Annotated in this window: 16 protein-coding genes and 1 pseudogene; 13 read left to right on the top strand and 4 right to left on the bottom strand. The window is 51.8% G+C overall.

All coding sequences use genetic code 11. From position 1 onward, the window contains the following. Positions 1 to 32: 32 nt before the first annotated feature. The 7 genes from ACQE32_RS01635 to ACQE32_RS01665 all read left to right on the top strand — a co-directional run bounded on the left by ACQE32_RS01635 (position 33) and on the right by ACQE32_RS01665 (position 9074). Complete coding sequence (locus ACQE32_RS01635) at positions 33 to 695, top strand: DedA family protein (protein ID WP_250650471.1); 663 nt, start codon at positions 33 to 35, stop codon at positions 693 to 695. Positions 696 to 842: 147 nt separating this feature from the next. Continuing rightward, on the top strand, positions 843 to 1754 hold the full coding sequence (gene accD / locus ACQE32_RS01640; RefSeq protein ID WP_426971844.1) for an acetyl-CoA carboxylase, carboxyltransferase subunit beta: 912 nt from the start codon (positions 843 to 845) through the stop codon (positions 1752 to 1754). 67 nt (positions 1755 to 1821) lie between these two features. After that, a complete protein-coding gene (folC, locus tag ACQE32_RS01645) occupies positions 1822 to 3096 on the top strand; it encodes a bifunctional tetrahydrofolate synthase/dihydrofolate synthase (protein ID WP_427021233.1) in 1275 nt (424 codons plus the stop codon). After that, positions 3086 to 3802 carry a cell division protein DedD gene (gene dedD / locus ACQE32_RS01650; RefSeq protein WP_426971846.1) on the top strand — a complete coding sequence of 239 codons (717 nt, stop codon included), beginning with the start codon at positions 3086 to 3088 and terminating at the stop codon, positions 3800 to 3802. The genes folC and dedD overlap by 11 nt, the downstream gene beginning before the upstream one ends. Before the next feature lie 177 nt (positions 3803 to 3979). Next, entirely contained in the window at positions 3980 to 4465 is a 486-nt protein-coding gene (cvpA, locus tag ACQE32_RS01655) for a colicin V production protein (protein ID WP_085072315.1), read from the top strand. 36 nt (positions 4466 to 4501) lie between these two features. After that, positions 4502 to 6019 carry an amidophosphoribosyltransferase gene (gene purF, locus ACQE32_RS01660; RefSeq protein ID WP_427021234.1) on the top strand — a complete coding sequence of 506 codons (1518 nt, stop codon included), beginning with the start codon at positions 4502 to 4504 and terminating at the stop codon, positions 6017 to 6019. 1330 nt (positions 6020 to 7349) lie between these two features. Then, complete coding sequence (locus ACQE32_RS01665; RefSeq protein WP_427021235.1) at positions 7350 to 9074, top strand: HD domain-containing phosphohydrolase; 1725 nt, start codon at positions 7350 to 7352, stop codon at positions 9072 to 9074. A gap of 187 nt (positions 9075 to 9261) precedes the next feature. Here the strand turns inward: ACQE32_RS01665 and ACQE32_RS01670 are convergent. Together ACQE32_RS01670 and ACQE32_RS01675 are read right to left on the bottom strand one after the other, a co-directional pair. Then, positions 9262 to 9762, bottom strand: a pseudogene (locus ACQE32_RS01670) (AAA family ATPase). 3 nt (positions 9763 to 9765) lie between these two features. Further along, the gene (locus tag ACQE32_RS01675) at positions 9766 to 10179 is read right to left on the bottom strand and encodes a helix-turn-helix domain-containing protein (protein ID WP_427021236.1); all 414 of its coding nucleotides are present in this window, start codon (positions 10177 to 10179) and stop codon (positions 9766 to 9768) included. Between the two features lie 92 nt (positions 10180 to 10271). Between ACQE32_RS01675 and ACQE32_RS01680 the strand changes: the two genes are divergently transcribed. The 3 genes from ACQE32_RS01680 to ACQE32_RS01690 all read left to right on the top strand — a co-directional run bounded on the left by ACQE32_RS01680 (position 10272) and on the right by ACQE32_RS01690 (position 12334). Then, on the top strand, positions 10272 to 10760 hold the full coding sequence (locus ACQE32_RS01680; protein WP_426971853.1) for a DUF2938 domain-containing protein: 489 nt from the start codon (positions 10272 to 10274) through the stop codon (positions 10758 to 10760). A 156-nt stretch (positions 10761 to 10916) separates the two neighbouring features. Further along, positions 10917 to 12059 carry a hypothetical protein gene (locus ACQE32_RS01685; protein ID WP_426971854.1) on the top strand — a complete coding sequence of 381 codons (1143 nt, stop codon included), beginning with the start codon at positions 10917 to 10919 and terminating at the stop codon, positions 12057 to 12059. Then, a complete protein-coding gene (locus ACQE32_RS01690) occupies positions 12056 to 12334 on the top strand; it encodes a DUF6966 domain-containing protein (RefSeq protein WP_426971855.1) in 279 nt (92 codons plus the stop codon). Before ACQE32_RS01685 ends, ACQE32_RS01690 begins: the two co-directional genes overlap by 4 nt. A 56-nt stretch (positions 12335 to 12390) precedes the next feature. On the opposite strand, the gene ACQE32_RS01695 is transcribed toward ACQE32_RS01690, so the two are convergent. Together ACQE32_RS01695 and ACQE32_RS01700 are read right to left on the bottom strand one after the other, a co-directional pair. Next, the gene (locus ACQE32_RS01695) at positions 12391 to 13584 is read right to left on the bottom strand and encodes an MFS transporter (RefSeq protein ID WP_427021237.1); all 1194 of its coding nucleotides are present in this window, start codon (positions 13582 to 13584) and stop codon (positions 12391 to 12393) included. A gap of 24 nt (positions 13585 to 13608) precedes the next feature. Continuing rightward, positions 13609 to 14592 carry an aldo/keto reductase gene (locus tag ACQE32_RS01700; RefSeq protein WP_426971857.1) on the bottom strand — a complete coding sequence of 328 codons (984 nt, stop codon included), beginning with the start codon at positions 14590 to 14592 and terminating at the stop codon, positions 13609 to 13611. Between the two features lie 97 nt (positions 14593 to 14689). Here ACQE32_RS01700 and ACQE32_RS01705 point away from each other — a divergent pair, with 97 nt between their 5' ends. The 3 genes from ACQE32_RS01705 to argT all read left to right on the top strand — a co-directional run bounded on the left by ACQE32_RS01705 (position 14690) and on the right by argT (position 17274). Beyond that, positions 14690 to 15595: a LysR family transcriptional regulator gene (locus ACQE32_RS01705; protein ID WP_426971858.1), complete on the top strand. Its 906-nt coding sequence runs from the start codon at positions 14690 to 14692 to the stop codon at positions 15593 to 15595. 59 nt (positions 15596 to 15654) lie between these two features. Then, a complete protein-coding gene (locus ACQE32_RS01710; protein ID WP_250650458.1) occupies positions 15655 to 16224 on the top strand; it encodes a UbiX family flavin prenyltransferase in 570 nt (189 codons plus the stop codon). 273 nt (positions 16225 to 16497) lie between these two features. After that, positions 16498 to 17274, top strand: a complete 777-nt coding sequence (gene argT / locus ACQE32_RS01715) for a lysine/arginine/ornithine ABC transporter substrate-binding protein ArgT (protein ID WP_250650457.1) — start codon at positions 16498 to 16500, stop codon at positions 17272 to 17274. Positions 17275 to 17318 lie beyond the last annotated feature (44 nt).

Raw genomic sequence — 17318 nt, forward strand, 5'->3', positions numbered from 1 at the left:
TTTCAGGCGCTGCCGCTCACTAAGGAAGAGTTATGGATCTAATCCATTTTGTTGTTGATTTTATCCTGCATATTGATGTCCATATGGCCGAGCTGGTGGCGCAGTATGGCATGTGGGTATACGCCATTCTGTTTCTGATTTTGTTTTGCGAAACCGGACTGGTGGTGACGCCGTTTTTACCCGGCGATTCGCTGCTGTTTGTTGCAGGCGCGCTGGCGGCGCTGCCGGATAACGATCTCAACGTGCATGTTATGGTAACGCTGCTGGTGATCGCTGCGGTGCTGGGCGATGCGGTTAACTACACTATTGGGCGGCTGTTTGGCGCACGGCTCTTCAGCAATCCCAACTCGCGTATTTTCCGCCGCAGCTATCTGGATAAAACCCACGCTTTTTACGAGCGTCACGGCGGAAAAACCATTATTCTTGCGCGCTTCGTGCCGATCGTCCGCACCTTTGCGCCGTTCGTCGCGGGCATGGGACATATGTCTTATCGCCATTTCGCGCTGTTTAACGTAGCCGGCGCGCTGCTGTGGGTGCTGTTGTTCTCTTATGCGGGCTACTTCTTTGGCGCGCTGCCGATGGTTCAGGAAAATCTGAAGCTGTTGATTGTGGCGATCATCGTGGTATCGATACTGCCGGGCGTGGTGGAAGTGTGGCGTCATCGCCGTGCGGCCCGCCAGCAAAAACAGCCTTAAGCTATCGGCGCTAACGGGTATGACCAGATTTTTATCCACAGCGCGTAATGGTTATGGTTTAATGAGCGACATTTATGGTCTGCTGAAGACGGCTTCAGCAGCAACAAGAAAAACTGGTCTCACCAGGTTCAAACAGAAAGGTCATCAATGAGCTGGATTGAACGAATTCTCAATAAGAGCACAATTACCCCGTCGCGCAGAGCAAACATTCCTGAAGGGGTCTGGACAAAATGCGACAGCTGCGGGCAGGTGCTTTACCGTGCCGAGCTGGAGCGCAACCTGGAAGTTTGCCCAAAATGCGACCATCACATGCGTATGCATGCGCGCGAGCGCCTGCACAGCCTGTTAGATCAGGGCACGCTGGTTGAGTTGGGTAGCGAACTGGAACCGAAAGACGTTCTCAAGTTCCGCGACTCCAAAAAGTATAAGGATCGCCTGGCTGCGGCGCAGAAAGAAACTGAAGAGAAAGACGCGCTGATCGTCATGAAGGGCACGCTGCACAGCATGCCAATTGTGGCCGCTGCGTTTGAATTCTCCTTTATGGGCGGCTCAATGGGCTCCGTCGTCGGCGCGCGCTTTGTCCGTGCCGTAGAGCAGGCGCTGGAAGATAACTGCCCGCTGATCTGTTTCTCCGCCAGTGGCGGCGCCCGTATGCAGGAAGCGCTGATGTCGCTGATGCAGATGGCGAAAACCAGTGCAGCGCTGGCGAAAATGCGTGAGCGCGGTCTGCCTTATATTTCTGTATTAACCGACCCGACCATGGGCGGCGTTTCCGCCAGTTTCGCCATGCTGGGCGACCTGAACGTGGCGGAGCCGAAAGCGCTGATTGGTTTTGCCGGCCCGCGCGTGATTGAGCAGACGGTACGTGAAAAACTGCCGCCGGGCTTCCAGCGCAGCGAGTTCCTGATTGAAAAAGGCGCGATCGATATGATTATCCGCCGTCCGGAAATGCGCTATAAACTGGCGAGCCTGCTGGCGAAAATGCAGAATCTGCCTGCGCCGCTGCCCGATCACGTTGATCAGCCGGACGAGCCGAAATCGGAAAGCCAAGAGGCCTGACAGATGATGGAAAGGCGTCTTTCACGACGCCTTTCACCAATGAACCGTAACCTTGTGAACGGGATCCATGGAAAATCTTCACCTTCCTCAAGCCACGTCGCCTCTGGCCGCGTGGCTTTATTATCTTGAGCGTCTGCATACGCAGGCCATCGATCTCGGTCTGACGCGCGTTGAACGCGTAGCCCGTACGCTCGATCTGTTAAAACCCGCCCCCTGTGTGTTTACCGTTGCCGGCACTAACGGCAAAGGCACCACCTGCCGCACCCTGGAGACGCTGCTGATAGCCGCCGGTTATCGCGTTGGCGTTTACAGCTCGCCGCATCTGCTGCGCTATACCGAGCGGGTGCGTATTCAGGGCGATGAACTGCCGGAAACGGCGCATACCGCCAGCTTTGCGGCGATTGAAGCAGGGCGCGGCGAAACCTCGCTGACCTATTTTGAGTTCAGTACGCTCTCGGCGCTGCAGCTGTTTAAACAGGCGGCGCTGGACGTGGTGATTCTGGAAGTGGGACTGGGTGGTCGCCTTGATGCCACCAATATCGTGGATGCGGACGTGGCGGTGATCACCAGTATCGCGCTGGACCATACCGACTGGCTGGGACCGGATCGTGAAAGCATTGGCCGTGAAAAGGCGGGCGTTTTCCGCGCAGGCAAACCTGCCGTGGTCGGCGAGCCTGACATGCCGCAGAGTATCGCCCAGGTGGCGCAGGAAAAAGGCGCGCAGCTGCTGCAGCTGGACCGCGACTGGCGCTGGCAATCGCAGGAGAGCGGCTGGCGTTTTTGCAATGCCAGCATAACGCTGGAAAATCTGCCACTGCCGCAGGTGCCGCTGCCTAACGCGGCCACCGCACTGGCGGCACTGAGCGCCTCTGGCCTGCACGTCAGCGAAGCGATTATTCGTCAGCATCTGGATAAAGCGGTGCTGCCGGGACGCTTCCAGACCGTGGCACAGCAGCCGCAGGTGATTCTGGACGTGGCGCACAATCCACATGCAGCAGGTTATCTGGCCGCACGACTGGCGCAGCTGCCAAAAGCGGGGCAGGTGCATGCGGTAGTGGGCATGCTGCATGATAAAGATATTGCCGGTACGTTGGCATCTCTGGCACTGCAGGTTGATTGCTGGTATTTAGCGCCGCTGGAAGGCCCGCGCGGTGCCAGCGCAGAGCAGCTAATGGCCGAGCTACAAACGGATCGGGCAATCGCCTTTGGTTCTGTTACCGAAGCATGGCAGGCCGCCATGCAGCAGGCAGCTGTACAGGATATTGTGCTGGTATGTGGATCATTCCATACCGTGGCACAGGTCATGGAAGCGATGGAAACGGAGAAGGGCAGTGGCAAGTAAGTTTCAGAACCGTTTAGTCGGCACGGTTATTCTGGTCGCCGTTGGCGTCATTGTATTGCCGGGCCTGCTTGACGGGAAAAAAAAGCATTATAAAGAGGAATTTGCAGCGATCCCGCTGGTGCCGAAACCGGACGATCAGCAGGATAGCGATATGGTGCCGCCGGTCACGCAGTCGCTGCCATCCCAGCCGCCAGAAGGCGCTGGCGCGGCGATCGGAGGCGACAGTAATCGTCCGCAGCAGACGGGCGATAACGGCGCTGCGATACCGCAGCCCAACAGCGAACCATCGGTAGTCGCGCCGCCGCCGGTGGTGCAGTCGCCGCCACAAGTGAAAACAGAGCGACCGAAGCCGGTTGAGCAACCGAAACCGAAGCCTAAGCCAGTAGAAACGCCGAAGCCGAAACCGGTAGAGACGCCAAAGCCGGTGGAAACGCCGAAACCGGCAGAGCAAACGGCCCCGACAGGGCAAGCCTGGATGGTACAGCTGGGCGCGCTGAAAAATGCTGCCAAGGTGAATGAGATTGTGGCGCAGCTGCGTCTCTCCGGCTATCGTGCCTGGACCGTGCCGTCAACGCCGGTACAGGGGCAGATTACCCGCATCTACGTTGGTCCGGATGCCTCAAAGGCTAAAATGCAGGCTGCGGTAGGCGAACTGAAAAGTATCTCTGGCCTGAGCGGCGTGGTTAAACCTTACAGCGCACGCTAAAGAGCCCGCGCAGCAGTGGATCCCCGCACGGGGATTGCCGCTGCGCCTGCTCCCGCTGCGGTTTTTTTATTCGCTTTTTTATTTTTATGGGATGGGGAAAACGCTACGCAAACGTTTTCTTTTTCTGTTAGAATGCGCCCCGAACTGGATGCAGGGGCACTGTCGCTGGAAGAGTTCATGGTCTGGATAGATTACGTCATCATTGGGATTGTTGGTTTTTCTGCTCTTGTCAGCCTGATTCGTGGGTTTGTTCGGGAAGCTTTATCTCTTATCACCTGGGGATGCGCATTCTTTGTTGCCAGTCATTACTATCCCTTCCTTGCTGTCTGGTTCACCGGATTTGACGATCAGCTGGTGCGCAACGGTATTGCCATCGCCGTTCTCTTTATTGCTACCCTGATTGTCGGAGCAATAGTGAACTATGTGATTGGCTCGCTGGTCGAAAAAACGGGTTTGTCGGGAACCGACAGAGTACTGGGGGTCTGCTTCGGGGCACTGCGTGGCGTGCTGATCGTTTCAGCGATGCTGTTCTTCCTCGATACCTTTACCGGCTTTTCCAAAAGCCCGGACTGGCAGCAGTCTCAGCTGATCCCTGAGTTCAGTTACATCATCAGATGGTTTTTTGACTATCTGCAAAGCACGTCGAGTTTTTTACCCCGGTAATCGCGCCGGGTGTGCGGCCAATGAGGATATGACAACATGTGCGGTATTGTCGGTATCACCGGTTTTATGCCGGTCAACCAGTCGATTTATGACGCGTTAACGGTGCTCCAGCACCGTGGGCAGGATGCCGCAGGCATTTGTACCATCGATGCGCTGAACTGTTTCCGTCTGCGCAAAGCCAACGGGCTGGTCAACGATGTGTTCGAAGCTCGCCATATGCAGCGTTTGCAGGGCAATATGGGCATCGGTCATGTGCGTTATCCTACCGCCGGTAGCTCCAGCGCGTCCGAAGCGCAGCCTTTCTACGTCAACTCCCCGTACGGTATTACCCTGGCCCACAACGGTAACCTGACCAATGCGCACGAGCTGCGTAAGCAACTGTTTGAAAGCGGCCGCCGTCATGTGAATACCACCTCGGATTCAGAAATTCTGCTGAATATTTTTGCGCAGGAGCTGGATCGCTGCCCGCATCACCCGCTGGAAGCAGATGATATTTTCTCTGCCGTTGCCGCCGTACATCAGCATGTGCGCGGTGCCTACGCCTGCGTGGCAATGATTATCGGTCACGGCATGGTCGCCTTCCGCGATCCTAACGGTATCCGTCCGCTGGTGATGGGCAAGCGTGAGCTGGCTGAAGGTCGCACTGAATATATGGTGGCTTCGGAAAGCGTGGCGCTGGATACGCTGGGCTTTGAGTTTCTGCGCGACGTCGCGCCGGGCGAAGCGGTGTATATCACCGTTAACGGTCAGCTCTATACCCGCCAGTGTGCTGAAAATCCGTGTAATAACCCATGCCTGTTTGAATATGTCTATTTTGCTCGCCCGGACTCTTTCCTGGATAAGATTTCGGTCTACAGCGCCCGTGTACGCATGGGCACCAAGCTTGGCGCGAAAATCGCCCGCGAATGGGAAGACCTGGATATTGACGTGGTGATCCCAATACCGGAAACCTCCACTGACGTGGCGCTGGAAATCGCTCGCATCCTTGATAAGCCTTACCGTCAGGGCTTTGTAAAAAACCGCTATGTTGGCCGTACCTTTATCATGCCGGGTCAGCAGCTGCGTCGTAACGCGGTGCGCCGTAAACTGAATGCCAACCGTGCTGAGTTCCGCGATAAGAATGTGCTGTTGGTGGATGATTCCATTGTGCGCGGCACCACGTCAGAACAGATCATTGAGATGGCGCGTGAAGCGGGCGCGAAAAAGGTCTATCTGGCCTCTGCCGCACCGGAAATCCGTTTTCCGAACGTTTATGGCATCGATATGCCGAGCGCTACGGAACTGATTGCACACGGTCGTGAGGTGGAAGAGATCCGCCAACTGATTAAAGCCGATGCGCTGATTTTCCAGGATCTTAATGATTTGATCGAAGCGGTACGTGAAGAAAACCCGGATATTGAGCAGTTTGAATGCTCGGTCTTTAACGGTATCTACGTCACGAAAGATGTCGATCTGCAATATCTGGAGTATCTGCAATCGCTACGTAATGACGATGCCAAAGCGCTGGCGCGTCAGAACGAGGTGGAAAGCCTCGAAATGCACAACGAAGGTTAAACTTCTTTGCGGGCCGGTTCTCCGGCCCGCAGCTTTTCTGTTACAGACGACAATGCTCGTCAACAGCCCGATTGCTGCCTCCATCTGTACCTCATCGTTGTTTATCTCCTGCTTGTTTATCGCTTTCGCCGGTTTTTAGGGCAGGTTGAGCCGTATCGTTAAAGGCGACAGGCAGCAAACCTGAGCTGTTGAGCCTGCCTCTGATTTCCACTATTCCTTTCTTTAACCGTGATTACGAGCCGGGATACTCGCTCCGTTAAGAAAATACACATAGATTTTATTAATTAGTTTTGTGGGTTACATTACCTTGCTGGATATTCCTGCATGGTAGTATTAGTCTGTAGATAAAACATAATTACAGCCACTGCGTAAACCCATTGTCAATAACAGCAGTTATCTAACCATATTGAGTTATTAAAACTCAAAGCGGCTTTTTTGTAATAATAAAATATCCATTTAATAACTTAAGGTAAATTTTAATTCCGGGTTTATTTTTAATGTGTTTTCCCGAGCAAATAAAAAGAGACGAATATCTCTAAATGGCACAGCAGTCTTTTATTTAAATGTGCTCAGTCACAGGTCAGGAAATTTCAAACTATAAGAAAAAGATATGGGTTAAATAAATATGGTGCCGTCAGGCTGTAATTTTTCTTACCTGAGTCATAAAATTAAAATTTTTAATTACAAAGTGAAAGTATTACTTTTGCTAATATCGATAACATCATAATAATAAAATGTTATTTAGTTAACTGCTTGATATTTACAGTTAAAAGATAAAGTGACGCCTCATTTAGCTAATAAGTTGGCTGATTTGAATACCTGTCCAGACAATAAGGGCTTTGATTTAACTTATTGTTATATATATTCTTTATCTATTATGCTTGTTAATTTTAGTTTAAAGTAAAATAAAGTAAAGCAAAGTAAGTATCCAGAAGTGATCGGAAGCTTTCTATCATAAATTACTGTATTATATTGCTTTATTACAATATGCAGTAAATCAGCCATTTTATTAAGACTATTGCGCCTCATGTAAAAAGAATATATATATTTCCCGTCGAATAAATTTGTTTATTCAGACTTGATTATGTTTTTTAAAGGGAACTACATTCTTAACATTACTGTTCTTTGACTTCGGCTTTTCCGGGTCGATTATTTTTGAGCAAGCAGTCTTAAAAAAGAATGTACCAGGGAATTGATAGTAGAAGCGCCTTGCACCTGATAACAGGTATCAAAGTACCATCTACCTAATAATAGGTATAAACCATATCTGATGCCAGATAACTGGCATTTCGGGCAACTCCTTTTAAATTTAATGCCAGGTGTTTATATTATGACTCAATATGCTTCTCCTTCATCAAATATCATTCGTTCACTACTTCAGTATACACATTCTCTGTCTGTTTATGCCGAGGACATGCCCTATGCGTTAAAGGCTGAAATCTCTGAGCTCAACCTGAATACCGGTAACATGAGCCTGGAAGTGGAGTATGGCGGCTCGAATATTGAAAAATATCTGACCAGTGACGGATTGATCTTTGATATCGAAACGTTGAAAGGGTCTCCCACCACTGAACGGGAAACCTATAGTCTTAGTAATATCCCTGCCAAACTGCACAAGACGAACAGCATGTTGTATCGTCTTGATTTTCAACTCCCTGATACCATTTTCGCTAATGATGACGAAGGCACCCTTCGTGTGCCCTTTATTCTTGGTATGCAGGCCCGTGCCCATGTTGAAGTTTATCCGCATGAACTTAACGTCCCAGGCAGGCTGCGTGAGTTATCCGTCAACTGCTGTATGGTTGAGGTGGATCTGGTCGACAGTATTGCGCTTGACGTAGGCCTGGAGATCCCCGGCATTACGCTGGAGTTTCCCAATGGCGAAAGCTTTTTTGCCGAAGGCAGGGTTCGTCATATCCGACCCTTCGGCAATCACGGTTATGCTGCGGTTTATTTTAACTTTATCAATCTTTCATCGTCTCAGTTACAGACGCTGTTTCACTTTGTAAATGAAGCAGAGAGAGAAGCTTCTTACCGCATCGGTATGAGCGGTAAATTGATTTTCAAGTCTCCTCTGTTTATTCCCGGTCATAAGGAATTAAAGATGTTAAAACTGGCAGCGATAGAGCGTGAGAAACGCGCGCGCCATATTCCGATGGAGAGTGATGTCATTAACGTGGCGCACCAGCTCCAGGCCGGGTTGATGTATCTTAAGTCCCGGAGTCAGTTCTCAATTGATGTCTTTTATGGCTGTGCCGATAGCATACTCAGCCTGGTGAGACGAGACCGTAAAGCTTTTCTCTATGCCCTGTCGGTATTATGGAATAAGCCAGAATGGGTCAGACATGCTGTGCAGGTTGCCGGTAAACTGGCTGATATGCTGCTGCTGCGTAACCCGCATCATCCCCAGGTGCGCGAAGCTGTGCTGGGTGCGCTCATGCACACTATGGGCAAACCCCTGTTAATGAGCGCCAGTCTGCCGTCCCTGAAACTGTCGATGAATCCCGCTCAGAAGGAAATTCTTCGCGGGCATGTGCAAGAGCTTATCAGAAAACTGCCGGAATCAGGTTGGATGCCCGGCCCGGTTTGCCGCGATGTGATTGAAAATGCTAATGAACGTCTGGACGGCACGGGTTATCCGGCAGGCAAACGTGGGGAGCAGCTTTCGGAGCTATCGCGACTGGTCTCGGTGATTAAGGCGATCAACAAGTTAGAGCACGCGCGTAATGATATTCCGGCTCACTCACCGCTGGAGGCTTACCGCCAGATAAATGAAGCGGGAAGCGCCTATGAAAAAGCCGCGCTTATTGAATATGTTCAACTCTACGGACCATCGCCGATTGGAAGCCTGGCCAAATACGCTGGGGGTTTTCTGGCATGGGTGATGGATACTGACAGTAAGGGCGCTCCTGCTAAAATACATGTTATCAAGGATCTCCGTTTTCCTGATTCCAATATCAGCAGTGTGATTTCGCAAAGTGATATTTCACAAATTGGTAAGTTGGAAAAAATCGTTACGCCTGCAGATTCTGGTGTCACGCCGCCGGTTTACTAATGATGCTGCTTTATCGCGATTATTGATTGATGGGCTGCCAGAGAGTTATGTATATCGAAGCAGCCTGTGTAAATTATCGCTGGCAAAAAGATTTTGCCATTTTCTCCAGCAATGGGGTTTGCCAGCAAGTTAACTCACGCCCTGTAAAGCAATACCGTCTGACGCGGTTTACCTCACAGCATTGGCTTTAAGGGTGTTCAATTACATGAAAACCTTCGTCTGCGCCGGGTTCGACAAAATAACGCGTTATCTGGTGAAACTGTTCATCCGTTGCTGAAAAATCATGCTAACCTGCAGCGTTGCGTGCGTGTAAGCGGGACTTACAGACTTCGTCAGCAACTTTGAGATAGTGCAGACAATGCTCAGCACCAGATTCTGTAATGATACTCATCATCCAGTCACGGTTTGCCAGCGTATTTGCCGGAAAATCTAAAACAACGCTTACTCCCGCCTCAAGTAATGAAACCAGGTGTGGTTTCATTGCATTTCTGAGTTTTAGTGAATACTGAACATAATCTGCTACAGAGTGCATTTCATCAGCATAGAGTGCCGCCAACCATCGATCTTCGCTAATCAACACTGTACCGGGCGAAGCTGCTAATTTTGCCGAAAGCGTGGATTTACCTGACGCGATCTTGCCACATAAAAGATGTAGCGTCGCTTTTTTGGGCTGGGTAACGGTGGTCATGCTTTACCTCACTAGACAGGGATGTGTTGTAGAACGCTGAGCAGCTTTGATGATTTTCTGAAACTGCGGACACTGCATATGGCTGGGCGCGCTACAGTTCGCCACGTGACGTAGCCCGTCGCGTACTTTTGCCAGACGCTTAATCGTGTTATCAATTTCCTCTGCTTTCGCCATCAGCTGTTCGCGCTGGATTGCATAGCCTTTAGGGTTAACAACCTCAGCTATTTCATCCAGCGTAAAACCTGCCAGTCTTCCTAAAGCCACCAACGCCAGCGTTTGTATGACTTCTGCCTGGTACTGTCGCCGTAATCCTTTTCTGCCTGTCGGCGTAATGAGTCCTTTCTTTTCATAAAACCGCAGCGCAGAAGGTGATACGCCCGATATTTTTACCACCTCTGCAATATCTAACGCTTTCATTTCAGGTCCTGTTTTTCTGTTGACTTGAAGTCAGCTTCAGGTTGCACAATGCCGCACAGCTTAACATTTCAACATAAAAGGGGGCGGTAAAGATGGAAAATCTCGTATTAGATGTCATCGCTACAGGGATTGGCGCGACAGCAGTAATGGATGTATGGGGATTTTCGCAGCGGCGTTTTTTTTCTGTCCCGTCGCTGGATTATGCGCTGGTGGGCAGGGCTTTGCTGTGGCTGCGGCACGGAAAATGGGTTCACTGTCCGATTATGTCGACGCCACCGCATAAGGGAGAAAAATTAGTTGGCTGGCTGATTCACTACGTTACGGGAATCGTGTTTGCGGCGCTGTTGATAATGCTAACGGGCAAAACGTGGCTGTATCAGCCGACGCTTGCGCCTGCATTGTTGACCGGCATGCTGACGCTTTGTTTTCCGTTTTTTATTATGCAACCAATGTTGGGTTTTGGCATTGCCGCCGCGAAAACAGCTTCGCCAGCCAGGGCGCGCCTGCGCAGCCTGATGACCCACCTGGTGTTTGGCATGGGCCTCTATTTTACGGCGCTGGTTCTAAGCTGGCTGAAGTGAAAACGTTATTCTCAGCCAATAAATCTTTCCAGCGATAATCACAGGAACCGTTGTAGTTGATTTATTAATTTCATGAAAATCATAGGTTTTTATGGTTGAAGCTGCTGACAGGATGTGCGATTTTTATCCTGTGTTTCCATCATAAGGATATGATGCATGAGCTTCAGCCTGCCTGGAACCGATCTTTATTACCTGCCACGTGACGATTTGGCCCCGGAAAAATATGAGGAAATTATTTCTCCTTATTCCGCCTGGTGGCATATCGACAGCAAATACGTTTTTGATGACCGTCCAACGTTGGGATTTCAGCTGATTAATATGTATCAGCGCGACGTTAACGGTTATACCAACCAGCTGCCGCCGCACGGGCCGCGGGAGCGGGAAAAGCTGCGAAGAATGCTCTTCAGCGGCGAGGTGGTGATGCTCGGCGGGTCTTCTGTCACAAAGGGGGAGTTGTTTTATATTGATGAGCATGGCGAACTGATTTGCCGCAACCCTCTGGCGTATAAGTTTGACGGGGCGCGGGATATTATCCGTGAGTATAAGCGGTCGGTTGCCCGCCGCGACTACAGCAGGAGGGGCGGAAAACCACGTCCCACGGTGTTACCTGCCCGGCAGGCGAAGGTAAAGCAGTCCGCGCCGTTGAACATCATCAACAGCAAAACCGCCGGACGGCTGCTGGCGGCAGGCGGGATGTATAACGGTAATCCCGACGGTTTCAGACAGACCGCAGAACAGCTCGGAGGCGATGCGCTCGCCGGTTATCAGCAGATGATGTCTGACGAGGTCAAAGGCCTGCTTATCGCAGGCGCTTCTGTTGCAGCTGCTTTCGGTATGGGTCATTTAGGTGCAAGCAGTAAAATTTTTGAACTAAGAAGCTTACATGTTCTTGGAAAGGTTGAGGGAGAATACTCAATGATAAAGCCAGGACCGTTACCTAATGATATCGCCGGGACATTTTCTGGTGGCATATACAAAGAAATAATATTATCAACCGATACGACATTCTTTCGGGGTGGCGTAGCCAATAGGCCATTGGGCCAGTTTTTCGGATATGAACAACCTCAAGGCATACTACAAACCCGCATAGATAAAGCCTTGTTACCCAGGTGGCCTAACGGTAATAAATCACCCCTTGATAGCTATCATAAAATACAAATCCCTGCGGGAACCAGGGTGTATGTGGGTGAGGTTGGATATCAGAATGCCCTTTATTCGGGCGGTACGGAACAAGTGTTAATAATGGAGCCGTGGGAAATTCCTGGCGTTAAAGTACTGAGCAGCGGAGGTTTAAAATGAAGCATGAGATACGAAAAATCATTACTGATATTGCCTGTATACTCTCATCCAATGATGAGCTTTCATGGGCGAAAGAATTTGAAAATTTAGGCTCGGCGCTTGATATGGACTACGAGTCATCGCTTAGATCGCTGAAGGCGCTATATGGCGGCATGGGATCATTTAACGATCTTGTTCTTCATAAAGAGGGTATACCTTTGCTTTATGAAAATAGAAAGCTTAATAACTTACGCCGCAAACTCTACAATCAGCTTGAATTAGCTACCGCATCATGACGTTGCTTAGCATAAAACTAACAGGGGTTCCCATAGCGGCAAGCCCCGTCAAAAACTTAATGCTCTACCGGCGGAGGCAACAGCAGGATCGGGAGCAGTCCGAGCAGAATCGCCACCGATGCCGTCAGCAGCACACCATCAATTGATGTGAAGCGCAGGAGCAGGCTTCCCGCCAGCGCACCTGAGCCAATCGCCACATTGAAAATAGCGACATAAATTGCCGAAGCGGCCTGCGCGGCAGCGCCAGCCAGCCGTAACAGCCACGTTTGAAAGCCGACAAAAATCACCGCAATGCCTGTTCCCCAGCCCAACAGCAGTAATCCAGTTACAGCCGGATGCCGCTGTAAAGGCAATATGGCTAACAGCGCAACGGCGGCAGCCGCCATGATTAGTGCTGCAATCGCCAGACCTTTCAAATGACGATCGATAAGCTTACCCGCCAGCACATTGCCAACAATACCCGCCAGTCCGAATACCAACAGCAGCATGCTTACCAGCGGGGCAGGCAACTGTAAGGTTTCTGACAACAAGGGTTCTATCCAGGTAAAGGCTGCAAAATGCGCGGTAATCACACAGGCAGTGGCGAGATAAAGCTGTAAAAAAGTGCGCTGCGTTAAGAGCGCTGACAGTGCACGCAGCCCGATCGGAGATGTCGCCCGCAGAGGTGGAACGCTGCAGGCGATAACGCAGGCGGTTAACAGAGCAATCACGGCAACAATAATAAAGGCGCTGCGCCATCCCGCCACGTTCGCCAGAAAATTAGCCAGTGGCACGCTTGCCACACTGGCAGCGGAAACCCCGCCAAAAATAATTGCGGTCGCTAATCCAAAGCGGGCAGGCGGAACCAACTGGGCGGCAACGGTGCCGATCAATGCCCAAAAAGCACCATGAGCCAGCGCGCCAGTGATGCGTGCCGCCAGCAGCAGATTGAAAGAACTGGCCCAGGCGACGGCAAGGCAGGATGCTGCCAATACCAGCATCATGCCGGTCAGCAGCATGTGGCGCGGAACGCGCTGCGGCAAAGCCCCGGAAAGCAGTGCGGCTACCGCTGCTACCCAGGCATAGGCCGTGACGATGATCCCGGTCCCGGCCTGAGACTGGTTAAAATCCTGCGCCAGCGCCGAGAGCAGGCCGATCGGGGCCAGTTCGCTGGTCACAATAGTAAAAGCGCTAATGCCCAGCGCCACCACGGCCAGCCAGCTACGCCAGCTCTGAATGGCTGGCTTCTCAAGAATTGCGGTTCTGCTCATATCTGGTTCCTTTTCTTAAGTTGCTTACGCATCAAGACCTTTCATGCCTTCTGCGGTATAACGTTCGCCAGCTACCGGTAATGCCGTCACCGCCTCCCGTAATGCCGTTAGTTCTTGCGGGCTTAACGTTACCTTGAGCGCCGCCGCATTCTCCTGCAAATGCAGGCGATTACAGGTGCCGGGAATGGGAATAATGTCTTCTCCCTGCGCCAGCAGCCAGGCAAGGGTAATCTGGGCGGCGGTACACGCTTTTTCTGTCGCCAACGCAGCGATCACTTCAGCAAGCGGCTGGTTCCTGGCGATATTTTCCGGCTGAAAACGGGGCAGGCTGGCGCGGAAATCGCCGGGCACAAAGGTTGTCGTTGGCTGAAAGCGACCGGTTAAAAAGCCGCGCCCAAGCGGAGAGTAGGCCACCAGTCCGATACCCAGCTCCCGGCAGGTCGGCAGCACAGCGTTTTCTACCTCGCGTGTCCAGAGTGAATATTCCGTTTGAAGTGCCGCCACCGGATGAACCGCATGCGCCCGTTTTAGCGTGGCTGCACTAACTTCGCACAGGCCGATATGGGCAATTTTTCCTTCACGTACCAGCTGTGCCAGCGTTTCCATTGTCTCTTCCACCGGCGTTGCGCTATCCAGACGGTGAACGTAATAGAGATCGATCTGCTCAATGCCCAAACGTCGCAGCGAAGCTTCACAGCTGCGGCGGGCATAGTCCGCGCTGTTATCGATATGGCGACGGTATTCCCCCGGCTGGCGCACAATGCCGAACTTGGTCGCAATTTTTATCTGTTGCCGCCGGGAGGCCAGAAAGCGACCAATGATCTCTTCGTTGTGATAAGGACCATACATATCTGCCGTATCAAAGAAGTTAATTCCGCTATCCAGCGCCTGTTCCAGTACGCGCAGCGAGGCAGCGTCATCGCGCGGCCCGTAGAATTCGCTCATTCCCATGCAGCCCAGGCCCAGTGCAGAAACCTGCAGATTTTTTGTCAGCTGTCGTTGTTGCATTTTTGCTCCTCCTGTTGGTTGCAGGAAGTATCTGCTTTTCTCTATTGGCGAAGTAGCGTTAAAATCGGCGTTCCGTTTTCCATTTTTGAAAAACAAAATGTACGCCTCTATTCACTGGGATGATGCCCGGATATTTCTTGCCGTTGCCCGCAGCGGCACCTTAAGTCGTGCTGCAGATGAACTGCGCATCGGGATCGCCACGCTGTCGCGCCGTCTGGATCGGCTTGAAACCGCGCTGGGCGTACCGCTTTTCAGCCGCCATCAGACCGGCTATCGTCTGACCGATGATGGCGAAGCGCTGCTGGAACGGGCTGAAGCGCTGGAACATGCCGCACTTGCTTTTGGCGAGGCGGCGCAAACCCAGGGCAAGGTGGCGGGAGTGGTAAGGCTGGCGACGGCGGAAAATCTGGCAAACCCGCTGATTATCCCTTCGCTGGGGGCGCTTTTCTCGCAGCATCCTGAACTGCGGGTGGAGGTCATCAGCGGCCTGGAAACGGTGAATCTGCACCGCCGCGATGCCGATTTGGCAGTACGCATGGTGCGCCCTGAAGCGGGTAATTTAACGATAAAACGCGTAGGCACGCTGGGCTTCGGCCTGTACGGGTCAGCCTCTTATCTGACCACCCGGCGCTTCGATAAAGAGAACGCCGCTTTCGAGCATGATGATTTTATTGGCTGGGCGGAAACGCATCATCATCTGCCTGCAGCAAAATGGCTTTTACGTACCTTGCGCGGGCGTCCCTGTCGGCTGGAAACCAATACGCTGGCGGCACAGCTTTCCGCCGCCGTTGCCGGGATGGGGTTAGCGCTGCTGCCTCATTTTCTGGCGCAGCGGGCAGGGTTGCATTGTCTGCTGGCGGAGCCGGGCGTTGAGCAGCCGGTGTGGCTGGTAATGCATGCCGATCTGGCGCATTCGCGTCGGGTCAGAGTGGTAGCCGATCACCTTATTCATCTTTTTGCTGCACAGGCAGAGGTGCTAAAGGGCGTCGCGTTAACGGTTTGATTGTAATCTTGTGGGCGGGCGTCCAAACTTAACCTCCCACCAATAAGGAAAGTATTTTCATGAAAAGAGTGATCGTTGGCATTTCCGGCGCCAGCGGCGTCATTTACGGCGTTCGCATGTTACAGCTTTTAAAGCCGCTGCCGGAAATTGAAACGCACCTGGTGATGAGCAATGCCGCCCGCCAAACGCTGGCGCTGGAGACAGATTTTACCCTGCGCGAAGTTCAGGGATTTGCCGATGTGGTGCATGATGTGCGTGATATCGCTGCCAGCATCTCTTCCGGTTCGTTTAAAACCGCAGGGATGGCGATTTTACCCTGTTCGATGAAAACGCTCTCCGGCATCGTTAACAGCTATAGCGATGGGCTGCTGACGCGAGCCGCCGACGTGGTACTGAAAGAGCGTCGACGCCTTGTGTTGTGCGTGCGGGAAACGCCGCTGCATCTGGGACATCTGCGGATGATGACCGCTGCCGCCGAGCTGGGCGCCGTTGTGATGCCGCCGGTGCCAGCCTTTTATCATCGCCCGCAGAGCCTGATGGAGGTAGTCGATCAAACGCTGAATCGCGTACTCGATCAGTTTGATATTACTCTGCCGGAAGATCTGTTCACGCGCTGGCAGGGTGCATAACCTCACATAAAATGTTCTGTTTTGGTGCATTAATCCGGCCTGGATCACTTTTCGTGCAGGTCATGCACCAAAACGTAACAATGTCGCTTTTTCCTCTTTTCAAGCCTGCTATATTTCATTCACAAACGAAGCGCTTATGTCCGTTTTTTGCTGCCGTGAAGGCCAGACGTCATTCATGCCGCAGCATTGTAAACTGGCATGAAAAGTGCAGTTTCCTGAAAGCAAACCTGTCACATCTCACATAACTATAAGCTCTTCACTTGAGGATAACCCATGAAAAAGCGAGTTTTGGCTCTCTCTTTGCTGCTGGCTTTCGCAGGCACTGTCGGCGCTGCCGTACCGAAAACGCTGCGTATCGGTAACGATCCCACCTATCCGCCGTTTGAATCGAAAAATGCGCAGGGCGAGCTGGTCGGTTTTGATATCGATCTGGCCAATGAGATCTGCAAACGTATTGAGGCTCGCTGTACCTATGTGGAGAGCGATTTTGATGCGCTGATCCCCTCGCTGAAGGCGAAGAAAATTGATTTTATTATCTCTTCGCTCTCTATCACTGAAAAGCGTCAGCAGGAGATCGCCTTCTCTGACAAGCTTTATGCCGCTAACTCGCGGCTGGTAGCGCCAAAAGGCGCAAAACTGGAGCCAACGCCGGAGTCGTTAAAAGGGAAAAATATCGGCCTGCTGCAGGGCACCACCCAGGAAACCTATGCGAATCAGTACTGGCGTCCGAAAGGCGTTACCATCACGCCTTACGCTAATCAGGATCTGGTCTATCAGGATCTGAATGCGGGCCGCATCGATGCCGCTTTCCAGGATGAAGTGCAGGCGAGCGAAGGCTTTCTGAAACAGCCGGTGGGCAAAGATTACGCCTTTGCCGGTCCGGCAGTAAAAGATGACAAAATCTTTGGCGTCGGCACCGGTATCGGGCTGCGCAAAGAAGATAGCGAACTGAAGGCGGCCATTGATAAAGCCTTTGCTGAAATGCGCAAAGATGGCACCTATGACAAGATCGCGAAAAAGTATTTTGATTTTAACGTTTACGGTAATTAATCGCCGACCGTTATGGCCGCTTGCTTAGCGCGAGCGGCATTTTG

The organism is Pantoea sp. FN0302 (genome assembly GCF_050113775.1).
Taxonomy (GTDB): domain Bacteria; phylum Pseudomonadota; class Gammaproteobacteria; order Enterobacterales; family Enterobacteriaceae; genus Mixta; species Mixta alhagi.